18 protein-coding genes are annotated in these 22,575 nt (G+C 56.6%); 3 read left to right on the forward strand and 15 right to left on the reverse strand.

Going from position 1 to position 22,575, the window contains the following annotated elements:
* Positions 1–23: 23 nt before the first annotated feature.
* The 5 genes from AC0V6N_RS08860 to AC0V6N_RS08880 form a co-directional block, all read right to left on the reverse strand.
* The gene (locus tag AC0V6N_RS08860) at positions 24–1,688 is read right to left on the reverse strand and encodes a VRR-NUC domain-containing protein (protein WP_486171203.1); all 1,665 of its coding nucleotides are present in this window, start codon (positions 1,686–1,688) and stop codon (positions 24–26) included.
* The gene (locus tag AC0V6N_RS08865; protein WP_486171204.1) at positions 1,685–2,731 is read right to left on the reverse strand and encodes a nucleotidyl transferase AbiEii/AbiGii toxin family protein; all 1,047 of its coding nucleotides are present in this window, start codon (positions 2,729–2,731) and stop codon (positions 1,685–1,687) included. The genes AC0V6N_RS08860 and AC0V6N_RS08865 overlap by 4 nt, the downstream gene beginning before the upstream one ends.
* Entirely contained in the window at positions 2,728–3,381 is a 654-nt protein-coding gene (locus tag AC0V6N_RS08870; protein WP_486171205.1) for a DUF6088 family protein, read from the reverse strand. Before AC0V6N_RS08870 ends, AC0V6N_RS08865 begins: the two co-directional genes overlap by 4 nt.
* 134 nt (positions 3,382–3,515) lie before the next feature.
* On the reverse strand, positions 3,516–4,400 hold the full coding sequence (locus AC0V6N_RS08875) for an ImmA/IrrE family metallo-endopeptidase (RefSeq protein ID WP_486171206.1): 885 nt from the start codon (positions 4,398–4,400) through the stop codon (positions 3,516–3,518).
* Between the two features lie 3 nt (positions 4,401–4,403).
* Positions 4,404–4,727, reverse strand: coding sequence for a helix-turn-helix domain-containing protein (locus AC0V6N_RS08880; protein ID WP_298336044.1), 324 nt, complete (start codon positions 4,725–4,727; stop codon positions 4,404–4,406).
* Here AC0V6N_RS08880 and AC0V6N_RS08885 point away from each other — a divergent pair.
* Together AC0V6N_RS08885 and AC0V6N_RS08890 are read left to right on the forward strand one after the other, a co-directional pair.
* A complete protein-coding gene (locus AC0V6N_RS08885) occupies positions 4,705–5,871 on the forward strand; it encodes a CBASS cGAMP-activated phospholipase (protein WP_486171207.1) in 1,167 nt (388 codons plus the stop codon). The two genes, AC0V6N_RS08880 and AC0V6N_RS08885, sit on opposite strands and share 23 nt — an antisense overlap.
* Complete coding sequence (locus tag AC0V6N_RS08890; RefSeq protein ID WP_486171208.1) at positions 5,864–7,087, forward strand: nucleotidyltransferase domain-containing protein; 1,224 nt, start codon at positions 5,864–5,866, stop codon at positions 7,085–7,087. The genes AC0V6N_RS08885 and AC0V6N_RS08890 overlap by 8 nt, the downstream gene beginning before the upstream one ends.
* A gap of 807 nt (positions 7,088–7,894) precedes the next feature.
* Here the strand turns inward: AC0V6N_RS08890 and mobF are convergent.
* From mobF to AC0V6N_RS08910, 4 genes are all read right to left on the reverse strand, one after another.
* Complete coding sequence (mobF, locus tag AC0V6N_RS08895; RefSeq protein WP_486171209.1) at positions 7,895–10,804, reverse strand: MobF family relaxase; 2,910 nt, start codon at positions 10,802–10,804, stop codon at positions 7,895–7,897.
* 55 nt (positions 10,805–10,859) lie between these two features.
* Entirely contained in the window at positions 10,860–13,187 is a 2,328-nt protein-coding gene (locus AC0V6N_RS08900) for a type IV secretion system DNA-binding domain-containing protein (protein WP_486171210.1), read from the reverse strand.
* Entirely contained in the window at positions 13,177–13,506 is a 330-nt protein-coding gene (locus tag AC0V6N_RS08905) for a hypothetical protein (RefSeq protein WP_486171211.1), read from the reverse strand. The genes AC0V6N_RS08900 and AC0V6N_RS08905 overlap by 11 nt, the downstream gene beginning before the upstream one ends.
* A 670-nt stretch (positions 13,507–14,176) precedes the next feature.
* On the reverse strand, positions 14,177–14,398 hold the full coding sequence (locus AC0V6N_RS08910; RefSeq protein WP_486171212.1) for a hypothetical protein: 222 nt from the start codon (positions 14,396–14,398) through the stop codon (positions 14,177–14,179).
* A gap of 344 nt (positions 14,399–14,742) precedes the next feature.
* Between AC0V6N_RS08910 and AC0V6N_RS08915 the strand changes: the two genes are divergently transcribed.
* Positions 14,743–15,003, forward strand: coding sequence for a DUF6437 family protein (locus tag AC0V6N_RS08915; protein WP_486171213.1), 261 nt, complete (start codon positions 14,743–14,745; stop codon positions 15,001–15,003).
* Positions 15,004–15,072: 69 nt separating this feature from the next.
* Here the strand turns inward: AC0V6N_RS08915 and AC0V6N_RS08920 are convergent, their stop codons facing one another.
* The 6 genes from AC0V6N_RS08920 to AC0V6N_RS08945 form a co-directional block, all read right to left on the reverse strand.
* Positions 15,073–15,471, reverse strand: coding sequence for a single-stranded DNA-binding protein (locus AC0V6N_RS08920; protein ID WP_486171214.1), 399 nt, complete (start codon positions 15,469–15,471; stop codon positions 15,073–15,075).
* A gap of 269 nt (positions 15,472–15,740) precedes the next feature.
* Entirely contained in the window at positions 15,741–16,010 is a 270-nt protein-coding gene (locus AC0V6N_RS08925; RefSeq protein ID WP_298336024.1) for a hypothetical protein, read from the reverse strand.
* 324 nt (positions 16,011–16,334) lie between these two features.
* Entirely contained in the window at positions 16,335–17,267 is a 933-nt protein-coding gene (locus tag AC0V6N_RS08930; protein ID WP_298336022.1) for a DUF2493 domain-containing protein, read from the reverse strand.
* Positions 17,268–17,633: 366 nt separating this feature from the next.
* Positions 17,634–18,563 carry an ArdC family protein gene (locus AC0V6N_RS08935; protein ID WP_486171215.1) on the reverse strand — a complete coding sequence of 310 codons (930 nt, stop codon included), beginning with the start codon at positions 18,561–18,563 and terminating at the stop codon, positions 17,634–17,636.
* 359 nt (positions 18,564–18,922) lie between these two features.
* A complete protein-coding gene (locus AC0V6N_RS08940; protein ID WP_486171216.1) occupies positions 18,923–20,713 on the reverse strand; it encodes an ATP-dependent helicase in 1,791 nt (596 codons plus the stop codon).
* Positions 20,706–22,526 carry an ATP-dependent nuclease gene (locus AC0V6N_RS08945; RefSeq protein WP_486171217.1) on the reverse strand — a complete coding sequence of 607 codons (1,821 nt, stop codon included), beginning with the start codon at positions 22,524–22,526 and terminating at the stop codon, positions 20,706–20,708. The genes AC0V6N_RS08940 and AC0V6N_RS08945 overlap by 8 nt, the downstream gene beginning before the upstream one ends.
* Between the last annotated feature and the right edge of the window lie 49 nt (positions 22,527–22,575).

Raw genomic sequence — 22,575 nt, forward strand, 5'->3', positions numbered from 1 at the left:
ATCTTCTCGGCAATTGACCGTACTTATGGACTTGGCCGAACTTCGGCCAATGCAACGTCAAATCCAAGTGGCAGCAGCAGCTTGGAGATAAGTCGAGCCTGACTAGCGTGAAAGCTATCGGATGGCGCTTTCACTTCGACAAAACGGACCAAATTATCCTTCCATAAAGTCAAATCAGGCCAACCGGACCTGAGATCGTATGGAGCAGTCGCAAAGACCTCAGCAATCCTCTCTAAACGTTCAATCCCGAGCAATTCGAACAGACCGAGGACGTGCTCTGCATGGACGGTGGGGTAGAATGCTGGGGTTCTCCCAGCGCTCGCAGAGATGATCTTCCAATTGGTTTTGATCTGAGAACGCGTCGCTTGTGAAACCGCCGCGATCAGATCTCCCTTGCCGAAACGGTCCTGATCAAATGCAACGTTTTGCGCATACAATGCTTCGACAAAGGTGTCGGCGTTACGTGGATCGAGCCTTCGAAACGATGCGGCCTTGAGCAAGGTCAAAATCAAACCGCCCTCGGAAGCAGCTCCGCTCCAGCCCAAATTACGATAGTGCTCCAGTGAAGCAAACTCGACGGAGGACCATTGATGGGCTGCCTGTAGCCTCCAGTTCTTCCCGTCACCCTTCTCAAGCACGATTACATCATGCTCGACACCAAGCCGCTGGGCTTGTTTTTCGAAACGGCTTTGTTTTCTGCGCGTAGGTTTCGCCTCGCCCTGACCCATTTGTTTTCGAAGCTTGTCAGCGCGTCTTGCGACACCGACCTTAGGGTCTAGTGTTAGCGCCTCATCATAGGCCGTGATCGCCTTTTCACGCTTACCCTCAGCTTCATACATTTCACCCAAAAGGCGGTACGCACGAGCCTGACCCCATAGCTCACCTTCGCGCGCTGCACGTTCGAGACCAGCTTTGATTTCCGTTCGCGCTCCTTCTGAAAGGGGTTCTTGCGATGCCAGCAGGTCTTTGATCACGCCCAGATCGCCAGCTGCGATCCGAGCTCTCTGCCAACCGTCACGGTCGATCATAGAACCAGCAAAATCGTAAGCGACCCGCTCTCCATCTTTCAGGCAAATGATTACTTTTTCCGCGCCAGTATCCCAATCATAGCCCTCAGCCCAACCAGTCTCGACTTCCCATCTTGCCATCTCGTGTCGGGCTTCAAGGTCGAACAGCATGTACCGACAGCTGTCATCACTTCCAGGTGCATTAGCTGTTTGGCAGATCGCATAGCGCCCATCAGGAGAGAGGCTATTGCTCATAAGGTTGGCTGCGAAGTGCTGATTAATGAGCTGCTGCCCATCGCGGTCATAGGCGATGAAACGGCTCTGTAATCCGTTTCCAAACATCCAATCATGGAGAATGAAAACGCCATTATCGGCGACTTTTCCCTCTTGTGGTCGCTCAAGTTTGCCAGATGTGACGATCTGATCGTGAAGAAGCAGTGACCACGAACCGTGCCCGCTTTCTCGGTTCCCGCCTCGCGAGCCGTCAGGTGTTCTGTCGGTCCATATCAAGCGGTAGGTGCAGTTAGTCGACTTGGCGTGATGACCTATGAAGTCGAGTTGCGCGATCATTACGAGACCGCGGCTATATTCGTCGATATCGAGCCTTGCACCTGAGCGCTTGCTTCCCCCTTTGCGCTCAGGCGTGCGTTTTCCGAACAGGCGGTCGAGGAAGCCTGTCATGCTCGCCCGTTCAAACGGTTTTGCAAGTCGGCGACTGCTTCAATAACTTCGTCGAATGCAGGCGCATCACCGAAAATCATAACACTCATTGCCTGATAATCCTGCCGCAGATCATCAATCATTCCTTCCTCGGGACACAACGCGAAGGTTGGCGGGCGGGCCGAGGCTAGATCGAATGGCGGTCGATTGAAAAACATGCGGGCGTGAGCGACACAGTCTTCACCGAGAGCCGGGTCTTTCAGCGCTGCCAGGCCTGCGTCGGACTGGAGCAAACGAAACACATCGTAATAGTGGCGTGAGACACGTTGCCCATTGCCCCGCAATTGCCCCCGGTTCTCATACCAGCGCCGTAGACCGTGAAGGATGACCACCTTGTCCCAGAACGTACGCCCAGCATCGACCACGGTGACGTTCGGCACTGAAAGGTCCATGTCCGGAACATCGACATCCACATAAGGTGTGAGGGTTTGTAGCGAATTGGGATCGAGGGCTGACTTTGCGCCTGACTCGATCTTCACCGACTTTGCGATGTAGTCATCGGTGGGCGTAGCACTGGGATAGATCAACAAGAGGGTTTGTCGATCGTGAAGATCAGCCTCCACCCGTAGCGCACCTTTATCGATTCCTGTTCTGGTGCCGGTTTCAGCGCAGAATGCCTCAAGGCGTTCCAACAATGGCCCATTGATATAGGCTTCACAGGCCTCACGCATTTGGTCGAGCGCGGCTTGGCGTTTCTTACCACTCAGCGCTTCGAGTTCGTCAACTGACGCCGGATGGCCCAGATCATCGCGGAATACAGTTACATCGATGTCTTCGGAAAAGCGCTCGATCAGACCGAATGCCTTGGACAGAGAAGTGCCGCCCTTGAACAGCAACCGAGGCCCTTCGCCAAGTCCGTTGAATAGTGCGTCTAGCGTCCAGCAAACCCACAGATCTTTCTCTACGTTTTGCGGCGTTGTACCGAGCCTCTGCGCAGTTGCTGCGTATAGCCCGTTGCGCGTTTCTGCATCAGTACGCAGAATTTCATCGAAAGCAGAGTTCACGATAATGGTGCCTGATCGTGCAGCAATGGACGTAAAAAGTCCTGCATCCAGGCAGGTAGAGTAGCGAAGCCATCTGCAAGGTCGGCTCGCAGCTTCTTCCCATGAACGGGATCCGTGAGAATACTGGTCACTCTGTCGCACCAGTCTTTTGCATCATCACCCAGCATCGTGTCGCGAAGCCAGTGCAAGGCTTGGACAATCCGCATCGCTGGGCGGCCAGCCCAGTAGAGTTTGCTGGCAGCTGTCTGTTTGAACACGATGGTGAGGTTGCCAAGCTTGATCGTCTTGGACCTTGCCTCGCTGTGCACGACAATTTTCGCCGGCACTGCATTGGTTAGACCAAGGTCGTTGGCTGCTGTCATTCCATCGACGAGCACGCGTATTTGGTCTCGACGCGCCATTGCCTCGACAACTTGTCGAGGATCGGGCGCACTCTTTTCTTTCGTAAGACTGTTTATGTTGGGCCGATCGTATAGTCCCCGATCTATCCTGCGCAGCTCTCCGGTCTTCACCAGCCGCTGAAGGCTTTTATCGATTGCATCGCGGTTAGCGAGCTGAAGGAAGTCAGATGGCGTCCAGACTGTGTTTCCCGGCTGGGCCGTGATGTGCTTGAGAATCTGCGCTTTCAGAGATGAGGTACTAGCATTCATGTCCGAAATATGTAGCATAATTTCGGACATTGTCGATACGATCCGTCCGAAAAATGTATGCAAATTTCGGACAGGGTTAGGTGCATCCAACAATCCCATCACTGCTCAAAGCGAAGGGCGATAGACAATCAACTTCACTCGGCTGTCCGATATTCAAGCCGCTGCTTTGATGTCATCGCCTCTTCAGGGTCGTAATCATCATCGTCAACGTCCATCCACAGCATGATGAGGGCATGCCCGTTTGCTTGTGGCAAAACCTGCTCTTTCATAAACGGGACTCTCTTCCCGAATTCCGTTTCGATCCAATGCTCTGCGCCAACGCTCAATAACGGGCTAATGTCAGAACCTCTGTGTGAGTGAAAGCGCGAACCTGATGGAATGGGGGCACCCATCGTCGGCACTATCCAAGGAAATTCGCGATTGCGGAAATTGTAGAGGACCTTTCCATTGCGCGTGACCACAAACGCTACGCGCTCACCAGAATACTCAGCGTAGCACCTAGCAGCTACGATTTTACTGACATCGAATTCTCTATGAACGTCAATAGCTGCCTTCATATCGGCAGTCCGATAGGATTTTAGAAATTCGCGCAAGAGTGGCGGAGGTACAAGCAACGTGGATGCAAAACGGTTGGCTTCCGCTTCCATCTTATAATGACCCTTCTTGGTCTTCTCGTCCCATGCCCGCATAGCCGCGCTATCACACATGAACTGTTCGCCAGTGACGGGTCGATGAAATGGGATCAAGAAATGCCCTAGCTCATGGGCAATTGTGAAACGTCGTCGCTGCCGACCGAGGCCCTTTTGAACAAGAATTCCGCCGGAACTGCGAGCATCGTCGGTGACAAGGCCGCCTACAAATCCCTCCGTTTCAATCTCTTCGATTTCAGCAATGTCGAGCGCTCTTGCAATGTCCTCGATAGGCATAGGAAGGCTCAAGTTGGGCACAGCCCTTAAAATCTTGGTCACTAAGCCAAGCGGTGAGGAGGTTCCATCAAGATCAAGGCGCGATAGCGTCATGTATCACCCCTCTCCTTTGCGCTCGCGAAGCCGATCCATCATCAACTTTATTGTCACCTGATCAGTCTCGTCTAGCGACTGCAAATCCCTGAACATTGCGCGGGCTGTTTCCGGTTCATCCTCCGACGCAGATTCCCCAACCAATTGGGCGATTGATACATCGAGCGCACGCGACAAACCCGTGAGCACTTCCAATGAGGGGTTCTTCGCACGCTCCGTTTCTAAGTCCCAGATATGGGCCTTAGATGCTCCAATCAAATCAGCAAGCTTCTGAAGTGAATAGCCTTTCCTCATACGAGCAGTCTTGAGCCGCGCTGCGAATGACATTGATTTTCTCTCTCATGCGTTAGTCCAACAACCAAGTTGTCGGTTTAAATCCTACAAAAGCATACGACACAACCTTGACGGGATGCAAGACTTGCCGTATGATGTGATTGTACGAATTTGTTTTAATATTCTATTTCGGAGTTTGGCATTGCGGAAGATTCTATCAATTGACGGTGGCGGCATCCGGGGTGTCTTTCCGGCGGCTTTCTTGGCGGCCATTGAAGATAATCTGCCGCACCCCATTGGTAGCTATTTCGACCTTATCACAGGCACCTCAACAGGCGGCATCATCGCAATCGGGCTCGCGATGGGATTGAGCGCAAAAGAAATCTTGGCTCTCTACGAAGAGCGTGGTCCGGAGATATTCGAGCAAGACAAAGGCGGTGGGCGCGGACTATTCCGCAAAGCACGTCGTAACGTCCAAGGGGCAGTTCTCGGGCCAAAGTACGACCCGACAGCACTTCGAAAAGCACTGGTTGATACACTAGGAGATCGACGCATTGGCGACGCAAAAACGCGGCTGATGATACCCGCTTGGCACCCACAAACACGGCGTGTTTACATATTCAAGACTGCCCATCACGCTCGACTTGAAACCGATTACCTGTCGCTTGCCGTCGATGCGGCCTTGGCGACATCAGCAGCGCCCACTTACTTCCCGCAGCATGTCACCGAAGACGAGGTAGGGCTCGTTGATGGAGGAGTTTGGGCCAATAATCCGACAGGGTACGCAGTAGCCGAGGCTATAGGCACCTTGGAGTGGCCCAAGGACGACATCAAAGTTCTTTCCGTAAGCTGCCTCGAAGACATTTTCGCCGTGGGCGATCAATACAGCAAAGCCAGCATTGCGCTTAAGGCCACGGGCTTCTTCATGGCCGGGCAGTCTTATGGCTCAATGGGCCTAGCTCATATTTTGACCGGTGACGTCGGCGGAGCTGCCAAGGAAAAAGCGATATACCGCGTATGCCAGGCCGCGCCGGACGGATTCTTCTCGCTCGATAACACCAAGCGCATTGGTCAACTCAAAGATCGCGCCTTTGTCGAGGCTCGTGAGCAGAAACCAATTCTAAAGCCGGTGTTTTTCGCAGAGAAAGCTCCGCCATTTACCCCAGTCCACCAGTTGAAAGAGAAAACAGATGCCTAACAAAGCACCCCCTTCCCACGAAGATGCCCTGCAAGCGCTTGCTCGCGCAATCGACATGCCAGATGATAAGGCCGAGGAAGCACGAGCTCACTTCAAGAGCCTTGGTGAATGGCTTGAGCGCAATGACTCCAGTATAGCACAATATGATCCCTTCATCGCGCCGCAGGGCTCTTTTTTGCTCGGCACAGCAAACCGTCCTGTTGGCAAAGATGAAGACTACGATGTCGATCTGATTTGTCGTCTTCAATCCGATAAAGGGACCTTCACTCAGAAGTCTCTCAAGACCGCAGTCGGTCGTGAGGTCATTGCCTACGCAAAAGCACATTCAATGGCCCACGAGCCAGAGGACAAGCGCCGTTGCTGGACACTTGAATATGCAGACGGTTCGCAGTTCCATATGGATGTTCTTCCATGCATTCCAGATGCGCAGGAATACCAAGCACGCCTTCGCAAAGCTGGGTTCGTTGAACTTGCAAATGATGCCGCCAAAACGCTTGATGCTGTTGCGATTACCGACAAGACTGAACCCAATTTTGATCGATATTGCGAGGACTGGCCGTGCAGTAACCCGCTCGGATATGCTGCATGGTTTCGCGACCGAATGGCCGTCTCAATTCACTTGAGAAAGGCTGAATTGGCAGCCAAGGACTCGACGTTTGCTAAGGTCGAAGACATTCCCGACCACGCGGTCAAAACCACATTGCAGAAGGCAATTCAGCTTCTGAAGCGGCATCGCGACACGATGTTCGCTGAAGATATGGACGTTCGCCCGATCTCAATCATCATCACGACTCTTGCAGCAAAATCCTATGACAACGAGGATACGCTTGTTGGTGCCTTAACTGCCATCCTCACCAACATGGACGCTCATATCGAAACGCGTTCTGATGGAAAGTGGATACCGAACCCCGTTAACCCTGCCGAAAATTTTGCTGACCGCTGGTCAGAAGATCGCAGGTTAGAGCACAGCTTCGATCGCTGGCTTGCGGCGGCGCGAAGTGATTTTGGGCTTTTCATCAATGCGTCTCGTCCCACCGAAGTCCCAACGGTTTTGGCAAAGCGTCTTGGCGACCGGACTGTGGAAACGGCGATGACTGCTATCGGAGCTGTTGGAGCAGTTGCTACCACGGCAGCACCCGTGGCGGCGCGTGTTAAGGAAGCCGTAGAAGAGGTGAAGAGCACGCGCAGCGGCACATCACCTTATTACCGCATCTAGTAACCCATGTTGAGTTTCGCTGAATTCAAACGAGCCTTGAACTTCTCTCAGCCGAAGCTCGAATTCTTCGACAAGGATGGAACGTTTTTGGCCGTTGGCATCTACTGCCTAAATGAGGGGCCTCACGTCGACGGGGCGATTGAGGAATTCGATGTCCTCATCGCTGCGGACCAAAACTACCCTAGCTCGGAGCCTGTACTGCAGGAGAAAGCGGGTCGTTTTCCAAGGGATATTGATAGGCATATATACAGCAACGGGACTTGCTGCATTTGCGTATGGGCCGAGTGGCTTGAAACCTCCGCTGACACATCCTTTGCGGCATTTTGCGGTGGCCCGATGCGCGACTTCTTTTTAAGTCAGCTCTATTTCGAGCAAGAGAGGGAATGGCCATTTGGAGAGCGCAAGCATGGTGCCGAAGGCTTGGCCGAGTCGGTAAGTAGAATATTGGGTTTTCGTGTCACACCAACTCAGGCGTCAGACCATCTCACAGCCCTAACTGGCGGCCCACCCAAGGGACATTGGACGTGTGTCTGTGGGTCAGGATTAAAGATACGCGATTGCAGTTTTGAGCACATCGAAGAGGTTCGGGAATGTACTGATCGCGAGAACCTAGTCTTGCTTAGAGATAGCCTGCGATCTCAACTGCAACTCAGGAGGGCTAGTCTGACAAGGGGTAGCGCGAGATGAGTTGGTACTTGAAGCCCTCGCCGCACTCGCCAGAGACCCCTTTCACATGAAGGCCAACGCCAGCTGAGTGCACTGGGCAGCCTGCCCCTTAACGGCAGCAATTAAGGTGCAAAGCCGTCATTAAATTCCTCGATCAAGCGTATTACTCTTGATGCGCTCAAATTCTTGGCCCGCGCTTTTCTCGCTTGCATCACTCCGCTCTATCTCTCCACCTTTGGCCGCAGCTGCTCGCAGACGCGATGTAACTTCGAGCGCAGAGGTCTTCCCTCCCTTGTTATGAGCAACAGCGGCAGTCAGTCTATGAGCATTATCCAAGACCAAAGTTAGATGATCGCGAAGCCTGGTCACCGTTACGAGGAAAGTCTTCTGGTTCGAAAGGTTGCGTTCACGGCTATCCATAACGGCAATTCCGCGATCTGAGGTGAGGCCCTGCGCCATGTGAGCGTTTAGCGCGTAGGCGAGATCGATGCGCTTCAGCATAGGATCGTCCTTTCCAAGCGTCACATGCTCACCCTTTGAGGTCTCAACCGTGACCTTGCCCTTATCGATGGCAATGACCTTTGCCTGGCCAGCGTTGAACAGACCGCGTTTGTGATCATTGCACGTCCAGCGAATTTTGTCGCCACGATGGATTTCGAGCTGTCGGTCGTCGAACAGAGCCAGACTGTCATGGGCCTTGTCAGCCCTTATCCGCGAGGGATCGAAGCTGAATTTTTTGCCTCGGGCATTTGCCAAAGTAATTCTTTTGCGTTTCGGATCGCTGCCTAAGATGCGGTATTGTCCCGGCATAAGGCCAAGCGCCTTTTGTCTCTTCGAAATCTCAAGAATGCGGCCGGTCTGATAGGCTGCTACATGGCGCAGCTCTTCATAAGTGGTGTTCACGCGCTCAAGCACAGCCAACTGAACTTTCTCCGGCCCGATCTGCCCGCTAGCAAGAAGACCTGTTTGCACCGCCTCATTGACAGCTGAGCGGATCCTGCGCCCCGAGGCATAGATCGATGTGTGCTCTCGGTCCTCTGGCTTCAGCGAGAGCCACTGCTCGGCTGCGACAATCGCGCTATCGCCTTTGGCTTCGATCGTGTGGGGCTCAAGTTTGGCAAGCGCAGTTCGAACATCACCTTTCTGCGCAGCGGCTTGGGCTTCGCGAACAACAGGATTACGCGCGCGCAGATTGGTGTTCATGTGTGCCTGCGCAATCCCGGCCTTTTGCAGAAGCGCAAAGGGCTTGCCGGCATCGACAGCGCCAAGCTGTTTGCGGTCGCCCATAAGCACCAAGCGATGGACGCCAGCTAGATTTGCGAGCGCAACGAGCTTCTCCTTGTCGCTGTTGGCGACCATGGATGCCTCGTCGAGAATGAGCACGCTCCCTCCGAGCGCCTGCTTTGCTTCGGTTTTGAATGTGCGATTGGATGGATCATCAAGCAATGGCTTCCAGCCCCCCAGAAAGCGGGCCAGCGTTTGCGATTCAATCCCCGTATCGGATTCCAGCATTTGGACGAGTGTATTCTGGATAGCGAGGCCGATGACAGGCCGTCCCTCTTCCCCCAGTACTTTGGCGACCGGCCCAAGCACGCTGCTTTTGCCAGCACCTGCTACGCCTTGAACTGCAACGGTTCGATCCGATGAAGCAAGGATGAGACGCGCAGCCGAGAGTTGCCCCTCATTCAGTCTAAAGCCGTGCCCGATCTCGGCTGAGGCCTGCACACGAGTTTCGGCCTCTTCAGCGTTGAGATCCGACGCGGATTCTCCTTTTCCCGCCTGAACTGCGGCGATGATGCGCTCTTCGGTTTCAATCGCTTCTCGCGATGCGAGCCAGCCCTTATGCTCGCCGCGTCCCGCTACAAGATGACCAGAATTGACCAAGGCGCGGGTTCTCGTTTCGATCTCACCGATGGTCGTTGGCAGACCAAAATCCAAAGCTGCCTTGTAGAGCGCTTCGCGTTCAAAAGCGGCCTCGCGCTGCGATAAATGCCGCACAGCCGAGGCAACCGCCTGCGCGGCCGCGATCGTTTGTTTGTCCTGTTTAAGCACCGAGGCCGGCACCAACGGATCTTCTGATGCCCCTCGAACATGGCTCGCAAACTTGGCAAGCAAAGCTCGGCCCCGTTCCACCAGTGTCGCGAAACCCGAATGAGGCTTTTCAGGCATGGCTGAGCGCACACGCGCACGCTCGACCATGGGATTTAGATCGAGACCAATGGACTGCGAGGTTTCCTGCCACATGCCTCCAAGCGTATCGCGATCCTCGATCGGCGCTTTGGCAGAGCGGGTATCAAGTGCAGCGATCCGCCCAGCTTCAAGGCCTGGACCTTGCCTCGCTGCAAGCACTTCTTGGCGCCGCGAAGAGAAGGCCATGACATCCTCGCGCGAAATCCCGCGCGCTTCGAAATTGCCATGCTTGAGAGTTGGTCCGGTTTCATAGCCAAGCTTCTCGACTTCCATTCGGAAGCGCGCCATCGCGATGGAGTTGAGCGTGGTGTTGAGCTGCCATAGACGATCATTCTTGAGCGTCCGCCACTTACCATCCTTGCCTTGTGTCACATTGGCGATCACGGCGTGGAAATGGAGATTGGGTTCCTGATTGCGATTGGTATCGTGCTGGAAAAGCCCAATCGCCAGATTGCCTGTCTTTTGGGTCTGAACCTTGCCCTGCGCCATGATGCGGGTTTCGGAAGCGTTCTTTTCCGCCCATTGAAGCGCTTCGACAACCGCCTCACAATAAACGCTGAGGATGCGCTCATCTTTGCCCACAAGGGCAAGAAGCGACCAGCTCTTGGGAACAGAGAATGTAAGGTCGGTGCCCGGCCTATGGGCCTGCCCAAGGTTGCCAACTTGCGTTCCATCGGGGAGCTCACCGCGCAACAAAGCGTCGAAGGCTTTGGCGTCTACCTTACCCTCTAGACCAAGCCGCGTTGCGCCTTCACCGAGCCATTCACCCGAGCGATCAGCATCAGCTTTGGCGTAATAATTGTCGGATGCGAAGTAGTTGGCCGCTGCGGAGGACGAGCGGACATTGGCAACGGAGAGCATGGGCAGGCCTCACACAATTCAAGTCCCTCGGTCCTCCCCGACGATGGTAATCACATCACATCTCAGCGTCGAAGTCGCCGAGATCGTGATCATATTCTTCGCGTGCCGCGCCGCCCAAGAGCGAGCGCTGCTGCTCTTCTTGAAGCGTCTTATCCGTCTTTGCTCGTTGCTCACCTTCACGCTGCGCGGCATCAGGATCTGGCCGATCAGTGCGAGGCGCAGGCTCTTTCAGAGCGTCTGATTCACGGTCATCGACTTGCTGCTCCCTAAGCGGAAGCTCGCCTTGTACCTTGCCCAAAGAGGCTGCTCTTTCGCTTCTGAGCGAGGCTTCAACAGCTTGTTTGAGGGTTGTCGTAGAGCGAGACTCCGAACGTTCTCGCTTGCCAGTCTTTACCTTCTTGTCACGCGCGCGAGACTGCGCTTTGGGGCGCTTCGCTGGCTCACGCTTGCGATCCGTGGCTTCCTTCATCTTGCGCGGATCGCCGCCGTCTTTTCCTTCCTCTCCGCCCTTATTTGCCGTAGCCTCGGAAGCCTCTTCGCGATCCCTGAGAGTTTCAGCCTTTGCCTTTGACGTTGGTTCTTTGGCATCCTCGTACGGGATAAAACCTTCGGCCCGGCGCGGCCAATCTCGGGGTTGCAAAGAGACAGGCGCCGCCGGAAAACCATCAGGGAACTTGATGAAGCCCTCAAGGCTTGGAAGGCCCATAAACTCATCAGGCAAAAGCAGCGGAACCACCTGCCGACGCGGCGTCAGACTGACTGCATCGCGCGCATTGTTGTAGCCATAGCTGTACCCTTCTTCCATCTCGCGAACCTCGCGGTGGCCGATAATGTCGGAGCACCATGTGGCGGTCTCGCGATCGGCAGTGGCGAGGATCAGTTTGGTTCTGGCAAGTGAGGACAAGGTCATTGCCATGTTCTCGCCGTAGACCTCCTTGAGCTTCGCGAAGGTATGGACGCCCGTGACGATAGCACCGCCAAAATTGCGCGCGGTCTGCAGACCTTTTTCGAGCGACGGCAGGCGGTGAAGCGCGCCGAGCTCATCAATCAGAAACCACAGTTGCAGGTCACGCGTCCGGCGACCCGTCATCAGCGTGTTGATCGCTGTATCAAGCCACAGCGTCAGCAATTGTGAGAGCACGCTCATGTCTACATAGCGCGCGGATAGGAACAGAAAGGAGCCCGGTTTTACTTCGCCAGTCACCCACTGCCGCACCGAAAAAGCGTCCCCTGATTGAGGCAGCATTTGCATCGCTTTTGCGTTCACATTGAAGACGGCGCGGACCGATTCCGCCATGCGAGCAGCGGCCGGCGTGCTAATCGGTCCAGCCATTGTGTCCTCTACCAGGCGGTGCAGATCCGAGAGATCTGCATTCATCAATTCATCGGCAAGCGCGGCATTGGTCCCGCGCCCTGCTTCTTTCAGCTTGATACATGTTTCAACAAATAGGGTGCGCGCAGCGAGCACCCAAAACTGCTCCGAGCCGCCTCCATCATGGGGCACCAGCAACTCCGCTGCTGCATGAAACTCCGCGCGCGATGTGCAATCATCGAAGACGCTCCAGCTTGGGCAGCGTGTATCCAATGGGTTCAAAATGATATCGCGTTCGGGATCGAAAAAGGTTTCGATAAAGGCGCCGGTCAGGTCGAAAATGACCGCACGTTCGCCTCTTTGTCTGATTTCGGAAAGGAGCTCGAAAAGGGCGACCGTTTTGCCCGTGCCTGTCGTGCCGACCAGCATGGTGTGGCTTTGCTCTTTACGCCAGGGCCAGCTTACGCCTGCAAGGTGCGCGGGGCTATAGAGACCGGCTGAAGCGAGCGCGCTGCTGCCGGCAAGCCGCCACCTCCATCCCAAATTGCTGCCATATTCGCGGGCGCGTTCATGGCGATTGTGATCGTCGATTTCGCCTTCCAGTTCAGCAAGGCTTGCAAGCGATGCGCCGCGCACATGCTTCCTTTGCTTGGAGCGCCAACCGAAGTGTTCAGCAATCCACCAAAAGGCAATGAAGGCAGGCACAAGACCCCACGCCGAGGTGACAAGCGCAGCCTCAACGGCCCCCTCAAATGCGGTCATTGCCTCCTTCATGGGCGGGTATTCTGTGACTACGCTGATCGGGAACGCGACGATGCTTCCATCAGCCAAGGTGAGGTTCACAAGCTTGTCAGGATCGAACTCCATAAACGCAAAAAAGGATGAGTAGATGTGCATCCAGACAAGGTAGGTTTGGTGGTCAGTGAGGCTGCTTGTCACCTCCCAATAGATCAGTCCTAAAATGACCAGCAGTGTGATGATCAGCGGGCCTTTGAGCCCGGCTGCAAACATGAAACCAAAGTGCCCGAGCAGCTGGCTTCCACGAGTGAAGTTGACGAGATTATGCTTCATCGCTGCGCCCTTGCGGGCGCGGCGCAACGAGCCCCAAACGCTCCAGCCGGCGCTGATAGGCCGCGACCGTCTGCTCGCGCAGATTGGGCACAGAATGGTGCGTGAGCAGCGCATCCAAAGCTACGGTGATGAAGATGTTCTGGCGAACCGGATCGGCCGCTGGCGTCCTCAAATCGGCTTCGGTGTCACGCTGCCAGGCATCAAAAATGCAATCGCCAATCACGATGCTTGAACTTACCCGGCGCTCATCGGCCTGAGCTTTAATCCACTCGGCAATGAGAGGCGTGACATAGGTCACAAAACGATGATGTCTTCGCATGAATCCAAGTTCCTTTTGCTAAAAAGAACCCGGTTCACTCCTCGGAAAGCAAGTGCCACTATGGCACGGGCAATAGGGTGTAGGAAACCCGAAAATTAGGACAGAAATTCAGTGTGCTAAGTGAATTCAGCACACTCTGGCCCAGTCGATAAAGCCATTGGCACACGACTGGCACAGAAGTGGACGTTGCCAAATTCGTGATAAACTTCATGACCTTACTTGCCAGCCCCGCTGCGTACGGTGTGCTACCGTTTTCCCACTGCGAGGTCTAAATCCAGAAACGACAGGGAATGGGTTTTGAACGGGCATTGGCATCCGTGCCAATCGAGCGAAAGCAACAGCCCGGGACGCTGAAGCGAACCGCAAGCGCCAGTTCGGAAGCAAGCATCCCAACCAAGAGGCACCCCTGATAAGCCGACGGCAAAAGAAGCGCGTGCGAGATAAGGGAGCGGGGTTTGTCGCTCCCGTCAGCCTCGCGCCGCTTCGACCCGTTGGCGCTCAGGAGTGCATGCGGGGCCCGGACCAGATACGCCGCGCCCGCAGGAGCGCCGCCGCAGGTGGTGCGGGACCGAGCGCGTCACCAGCACCGCTCCTTACCACTCTCTCTTGTTCCACCGGCGAACACAAAAAAGGGGCAGGAACCGTCACCGGCTCCCGCCCCATCGGACGTTCAGAACTCGTCGAGCATTGCGCCGTGCACCGTGTGCACCACCCGGCTGGCCAGATGCGCCGGCAAGGCGTTGTAGTCACCCTCGTCCAGGGCGTAGTATCCTAGGTCATTATCTTCCACGACGTGCTGGTCGAAGAAGCTGTGCAAGGCGCGGCGTTCGGCAGTGGCCAGTGCTTCGAAGTAGCTGTTCGAGTTTGATTGGAACGATGCAAGTGCAGTCATGAAATCCTCCTGATATCCGTCGGTAAGACGACGAGAGGAAGGCAGATGGGGGTGTAGCTGGCGGGTCAGGGATCGCCCGGCTGGGCGACCGCCAAGCGGCGGTGGGGGCAACGATTTTGTCGGACCGCAGCGAAGCGAAGGGACGGCAAAATGGTGGGGCCCCGCCGTCCTTGACGCGCCGGCTGCACGCCCATCATCCTTGAAAGTCCGTGAGCCAGACCCCCCTTCCGCTCGATCTCAGATGTTCGCGAAAACCAAGGGGGAAATCGCTTTCCTACAGGACGGGTGATAGTACACAGCAGCCGAGGAGAGGGTCATCGGAGGGGAAGAAAGAAGTACCCTCAATGCCATCGAAACGAAGCGCTGTAGCCGCACTCCAGAAACTGGAGGCCGACAGGCTGGCACTCGACCAACGTCAGAAAGAACTCGAGAAACAGGCCGCCATTGAACTGGGCCAGGTTATTCTTGGAACGGGGTTAGAAACCTTCTCAAAGAGGGGCCTATCGAAAGTTGCAACTGAGCTTGGAAAACTAGGCGAAGAAGAAGCCATAAAGCGGCTAGTTCAAAAGCCAGCCTCCGCATCACGCACAGCTCAAAGCCACTGATAGCGAATACGAGAAAGGGCCCTATCCGATTTGGACAGAGCCCTTTCTTTGGAGGCTGGATGGCTGAGATCAGTCGATTTCGGGAGCATCCTTGTTCTCGTCGTTCTCGCTGGAGCCATTGCCCCTTGAGAGGAAGTCGACCTTGTCGGCGAGGATCTCGGTGCCGTAGCGTGTGATCCCGTCCTTGTCTTCCCATTGGGTGTAGTGGATGCGGCCTTGGACGGAAACCAGCTGGCCCTTGGAGCAGAACTGTCCGACGGTCTTGGCGAGGCCATTGAAGCAGGTCACACGGTGGAATTCGCTTTCTTTTGCGGTGTAGCCGTTCTCGTCTTTGTAGGTCTTCCCGTCCTTGTCCCTTGCAGGGCGATCGGTGACGACAGTGATCCCGGTGACATTGGTGCCGCCCTTGGTCTCGCGGGTGTCCGGATCGCGGGCGATGCGGCCGGTGAGGATTGCGATATTGGTCATGATGAAAGTTCCTTCAGTTCCTCAAACCGGAGACCATCTCCGGCTTGCGAACATCTGAAAGAAGCAGGGCATGGGAGGACTGCACCGCAGGAGCGAAGCTCTAAGGGGAACCTGTTCATGACGGGTGGTGCGGGCAGGCAGCGCAGCTGCCAACACGGCCGGAAAGGAACGGGTTGCGGGTCCTCAGCTGACCTGGTTCAGGACTGTTCGCGAAGAAAGCCGGATGGGTATCGGGTGCGGGTCTGAAGGCTCGCGTGACCCCGCTTCAATCAACCTACACCATCGCCTCCCGATGCCGCCAGGAGATCCATGAAGTTGCGCGCAGCCTCCCGGTCTTCCTCGTTGTCGAACGCCACGTCGAGGTCGGGGGCGGACCCGAACATGTGCAAGAACGACCACAGTGCAAAGCGCTTGCCCCTGTCTTGCTCGAGACCGAGGTCGACCCGGCAATGCTCGATCCCGGCCGCCAAAGTGTCTGGCGCCACGTTAGACAAATTGGTCGAGGCAAAGTAGCGAAGAAGAAGATCATCGAGTTGCATTGCCGATCTTGTAGCTTGGAAAATCGGATGCGGGAACGATAAGTGCCGCGCCGCAGTTTTCAGTAACCGCGTCCGTCCAGGAAGATTGCTGCACAGGCGCGCTGGTTACGCGCGATGAGCAATGAAGCTGTTCAGAGGCGTATCCATTCGGGCATTTCATAACCCTACAATGGAATTGATTGCATTCGGTACTCCCCTGCCATTGCGACCCGTAGGACTCGGAGCAGCAATGAGTTCTGCGCCTCATGGGCGGCCTTGAATGGGGCCGCCCTTCTTCGGCGATTGGGAATTGATCATCCGAGAGGTCTAGTTGCTCTTTCCCCGTCAAGCGGGACTAGTGCCCAACGGCCCGCGACGATCAACAACCGTGATGCGCTGCTTCTTGGCTTCGATCACGAGGCGTTCGGTCACGCCGTTGCCCGGAAATGCCACCACATAGCGAGGGCTGAGACCAAGCATTTGCTCGTTGCGCTTGAACCCTGCACGAGCACCCAAACGACGCTCAAGCCCGAATGTGAGCTGTTGCACTTCGTGGCGCTCGGCCCAGGATGCGGCCAGTCTGTCGGCTCCCTTACCGTCGCCGCCGTGTACGAGAAACATGTCAGGAACGACCTCGCGCACCCTGTCGAGTGTAGCCCAGATGTTCGCCGCGTAAGTCTTGGCGTCGGCCTCGCATTCGAAACGGTTGCGACCACCGGCAAAGACCACCGGAGTACCCTCGGGAGAATGTGCAGCCTGACGACGCTCCTTGCGTACGCGCAAAAAGTCGCGGGCATCAATCACGGCCGATGTCATGTTCTTCGAGTGGCGCGCACGCGATCCCGATACGGGCTTCCACGAGGAACCGGTTTCGTCGCGATAGAGACCTGCTGCAACCTCACGCATCTGCTCGAACACCTGCATGCTGGCTTCAGCAGACTGGGCACGCAGGGTTTGTTCCTGGAGGTTTGACGAATGCACTTCGGACCCGTCGGCGGATGCCAATAGGGCGCGGATTTCATCCGAGGCCCGATCTACTTGGGTCGACTTGCGGCTGGCTGCACGGTGAAAGAGATTGACGAAGCCCCAAGCGAGATCCTCGGCGTCGGCCTCGAGCGCGGTGTCGGCAAACAGCGCGAACAGATCGGACCAGACTGCTCCGAGCGTGTGAGACATGGCGTCCTCGCAAGGGAAGTCGGATCCGTTGAATGGGGCAGGCGTGATCGAGAAGCCGGATAGATCGAGGCCGGCAAGCTGGGTGGCGAAATTGTCATACATATCTTTAGTCCTCCTGAGACCGGCGAATGCCGACGGAGGAAGTTCCGCGCGGGCCCGTTCGCCGTGTCCGAAAAGGACCGGGACAAGGGACCACCGCACCGCGTCAGCGGGAAACCCCGCAAGGCAAGGCTGGCGCGGGCCACACGGGCCGCAGCCTTGCGCGGGTTGCTGTGGGACCTGACCGGTCCAGGGCACGAGGACCAGCGAACAGGCTGTGCGGGATCGTGTCGGAGTGGCGCAGGAGTTGTCTGGGAGTGATCCAGGATCGGTTCGGGAGCGCTCCGCTAGACCGAACTGACTCGGTGTGAAGGCAAGTGCCAGTACGTGCGGGCTGGCTGACGGAGTTGCTCAAGTTCAGTCTCCTATTCAGGCCGCGTCAGAAAGTTCGACATCAGCCTCAGTGGCACTCGATTGGCGACCGCCCTTTTCGAGTAGCAAAGTGGCTGCCTCCTCGGCCTTTGCGGCCGCGGTCAGGATTGCACGCTCGTCCTGTTTAAGAATCTTAAGCCAGGACGCGATGTAGCTAGCATGATGATCGAGATGCGAGACGGGCAATCCCAGTTCGGCACCAAGAATGGCGGAGGACAGCTCGGCGATAAGTTCTTCGACGGCATAGGCATCACTGCCGAAGCGGTTCTTGAGGCCTCGATCGAGTCGCGAAGAATGTCCAGTCCAGTGCGACAGCTCATGCGCAAGTGTTGCATAGTAATGGTCATAGGCTTCGAAGAGTTCTGCTGGCGGCATGGTGATGCGATCACGCAGTGGCTCGTAGTAGGCTTGCGCGCCATGATGGCGTAGCTCTGCGTCGATCTCAGCGAAGAAGGCATCTAGCCGCTCCTCGCGGCCTTCGGGCTCAAGCGCGGCAACCAGTGGCTTGGGATGGTAGAATTCGGGGAGGCCATCGCACTGGTCGGCATTGAAGACTGAATAGGCCTTCAGCACGCGCCGGCTCTCCGTATCCTGCCCACCTTCAGCGTTTTCTACTTCCTTGGTGTAGCTTTTGTAGAAAATCGCGATTGTCGATTTTTCGCCTTTTCGGACCTGACCACCAAGCTTCTGGCACTGGCGGTATGTCATCCAGTATGGAGAGGCGTATGCGCAGGCATCGGCCACCATCCAGAGCCAGAATGTATTCATGCCGCGATACGGCGTCCCGCAGGATCGCAGCGGGCGAGAAAGCGGCACGCCGCGCCACGGCTTGCCCCATGGCTTGGTTCCCTCTTCAAGCTTTTCGATAATGGCGGCAGTGATGCGCTGAGCTGGCGATGTCGAAGCTGTGCGGCGGGACTTAATCATTGGAGGTCTCCTGATGACCGGGACACAGATTTCCCGGCTCAGGAAAGACGAAGCTCTCTCTCCTCTTCTTCAGTTATGTCGGATATGCGCCCCAATCTCGATCGTTTGAAGGGCGTTGGCGCGGTCCTGAAACCTGTCGTTCGTTCATCAGGCTATGAGCGTGGTCGGAACGACTGCATCTGGGACTTTGCGGTCGTTCCCAAGCGACGTGTTCAACGGCAGGTTCTTCACCAAAACCCGACATTGAAAAGACGGCAGATTGGGCGCGGACAGCGACTGCAGCTGGGCTGAGGCCGGACTAGCGGCTTTTGGCGTGCTCGAAGGCTGCCAGCGCGCTTCATCGGATGGAGCGGCATGCGTCATTCCGCTTCGTTTGCCAGCCGCTCCTCAACCTCGGTCACGAACCGCGACGGGATATTCTTGCCGTAGAGAAGATGGACCTCGTGACGCGCCCGCGTGAACCCGACGTAAAAAAGCCGTCGCGCCTCGCGCAGGTCATTTGCGCTCGGATTGTTTCGCGGCAAGCGGCCTTCTTCCATTCCCACTAGGATGACGACATCGAACTCGCGGCCCTTCGAGCTGTGAAGCGTCGAGAGGTTGATACGGTTAAGGCCTGTACCGATGCCGGCGAACTCACCCAGCGATAGGTCTTCGACGTCCCCTTCCGGGCCGAGCCGCGTGATGAAATCGTCGAGCAAACCGAGATCGTCGTTGAGCGAACGCGCGCCGGCCACATGCGGTTCGACGATCTCCGCGCGAAGCGCTGTCAGCCAGGCATCGAGCGCAAGGGTGTCATCCCGCCGGCTCCACAAAGAGGCGCTCAATGTCCGCTGGAATTCGAGCCTGGCCGCGTCGTCAGTCAGAACCTCGTGGAACAGCCGCGAACCTTCGCCGATCACACGGCTAAGCCGCGGGTCACCGCTGCGCCAACCGCCGCAACACCACATCGCGCATTGCTCGAGCCACCGCAGCAGCCGGCTTGATCGCGGGTACAGTGCATTGGCGTCAGTGCGGGTGACCGAATAGCCCGCATCGGCGGCGGCATTCGCGATCTCGTCCCCGATAAAAGCCGCCGGATAAAGCACGGCGATCTCGCCAAGGTCGAGGTCGGGGCGGCGCTCCCGGATCTCGGGAATCAGCTGTTCGATCAGATGGCGGGCCTGGCCCGCATAGCTGCCGGTGCAGGGATGGAAGTAGATCGTCCCCTCGTGCGCGTCGTCGGGCGCACGATAGCCTCGCTCCTCGCCCAGGGCATATTCGGACGCAACAACGATCTTTGAGCCGCAGCGATAGTTGAGACCGAGCCGGACCGTCTCGACATCCGGGCGGTCAGATAGACGGCGCAGCAGCTCGGGATTGGCGCCGGTGAAGCCGTATATTGACTGATCGACGTCGCCCACCGCGAACAGCCGCATGCCGGCGCTGAAGCACAACCCCATGACCATACCGTGCAGCGCGCGCCCGAGATCCTGATATTCGTCGACAGCGAGGATCGGATATTTGGCGACAAGCGCCTTGCGGAGCCAAGGGTTGGTCGCGAGCGCGCGCACTGCCAGCAACGGCATGTCGTCGAAGTCAATCAGGCCCTTCGCCCGCAATTCGGCTTCATAGGCGGTCACTAGCGTTGCCAGCTGCGGATTGGCGGCATCGAAATCCGATTGCTCGCGAACAAGGAAACGGCGCCTATATACGCCCATCCGGAAATCCCAGGTCTGCGGGTTCTCCGGTCCCTTGATGACTTTGGCATGGGCGCGATCGAGCGCCGCACGCGATTGCTGCCGGGTGGCGACGGTGAACTCGTCCGGCAAGCCGACCCCGGCCAGCTTCGCGTAGGGGAACAAAATCTGGGTTAGCGAGAATGAGTGGACCGTGCCGATGAAGACCCGGCCGCTTGGCGAAATGCCGAGGGCGTCGAGTCGCGTTTCGAGTTCGCGGGCGCACTCGTTGTTGTAGGTGATACAAGCGATCCCGCGTGGCTCATTGACATCTTCACTAAGCATTCGAGCAAGCTTGACAGTGAGGGTCTTGGTCTTGCCGCTTCCCGGACCAGCGAGCAGCACGCAGTGGCCGGTTGACTCATATGCCTGCCACTGGCGCTCGTTGCGGCGCAGATCTTCTGCGCCGCGGAGATACAGTGCAGGGTCAGACAAGACCGATCACGTGATTTATTGCTTTGGAAATATAGCTGGGGACGGGATTACCGGGAACACGGATCGCTAGCCGCTGCGCAAAGCGCCCTTTGCCGATCTGCTCGATCATCTTGAGCAGGAGCTTGTAATCCACGGTGCTTGGATTTCCCTCCCACTCGCCGAGCAGCGTCTTGCGCTTCTTGCTGAAGTTATGCTCGCGCAACGTATCGATCATTTCATGTGCGTAATCACCGTCGAACAATTCGGTCTCGAGGGTGTCCGCATTTACGAAGAGGCCGAACGGCTCCATCTTCTCGAAGGACTCCTCATAGGTGCCCTCTTCGATGTCGCCCAGAACAACATCTGTATCTTCTCCGTCTCGCGCTTCTTCGATGGTGCGAACAATCTTCAAGCAGCGATTATAGGCACGAGGCACATCGTTGACCTCGTCATAGTCGGTGATTACCGAGAACGGGATGCCGAGCGCGCAGAGCAGCTTCACGTAAGGCTGAAAGTTTGTGCCGGCGACAGAGCAAACAGTAATGCCGTATTCGTCGAGCGAAACCTCCATTTCATCGGCGAAGGTCGGGATTATAAAGCGCTCGGCGTCGCCCTCCACCAAGATCACCCCACGCGCGAAGACCAACTCCGCGCGCGTTACGTCCAGATAGCGTTCGAGGTCCTCGACATCGTCATCGGAGAACTCGGCCGAAGCCGTCGAATATCCCTTGGTTCCGGCCCCGGCCTGCTCACGCAACAGCATCAGCGAGGTGAGCGGCGCAACACTTGCGATGTGGGGGGAATGCGTGGTTAGGATCACCGATAGCGGCTGGGCCTCGGCCTCACCATCATCATCATCATCATCATCATCGGTTTCGACGATCGTCTCGAACAAATGTTTGTAGACGAGGCGCTGGAGATGCGGGTGGAGATGCGCCTCCGGCTCCTCGATCGCGAGCAGCGAGTGATCGCGCTTGTTGGTTTCGATCAGCCGCTTCAGGTCGAGCAGTTTGAGCGTGAGGAAAATCAAATTCGCGGAGCCGAGACTAGCATCGGCAATCCCACGACGCCCCTCGTCAATCAGCAACCGGATCTGACGGTTAATCCGCGCGGCATCGGTCGCCGAGAAGCCGAGTGACGGGTTCACATTTTGTTTTGGACCGCTCATTGCTAAGAACAAATCGGCGATCTGTTTCTCAAGCGACTCAACTTCATCAAACTCTAGGACGGCGTTTGATGCCTCCGAAATTTTCTCGCCGATCGCTGCCAAAGCATCAGCATCAATTCCGACGAACGCGTCCTCGACCAACGGCCGGAGGGGCGAGCGGCGCCAGGCTGCGAGATCTCCCTCGGCATCTCTCAGTGCAGGCAGGAGGTCCATCGTGATCCGTCGGCGCAGGTCGTGGCCGAAGCGTTTGGCCTCATCCTCTCCGCCGAAACAGATGAAGGAGAAATCATCATCGCTCGTCGGCGCGTGCTCCAGCCCCGGCTCAGGCCGCAACTGGTAAGTCAGCCGCACCGTGTCAGCATCGTCGTCAAGGCGAAAGTCGGTCAGGACCGCGAGAACGTCGAGGTCGTCCTCGAAATCCTTGATTTCGACCGTGACGGCGATCCTTGAGTTCTCATCGATCGCGTCGAGGCCGTCCCAGAAATCTGCCAGACCCAGTTGCCGGCTGCTGTCAGGTAGGGAGGGATCGAAGATGAGCCGTAGGGCGTAGAGGAGATTGCTCTTTCCTACCCGGTTCTCGCCTACGATCACGAGGTTGCCGCCAAGTGCGACATCAAGTTTATGGAAATTACGGAAATTCTCAATCGTAATGCGTGATAAGTGCATGGCGCCCCCACCCTCCTTTGAATTCAGCCTATACACATATTCGCGTCAC

The sequence above is a fragment of the Erythrobacter sp. S57(2025) genome (genome assembly GCF_057365055.1).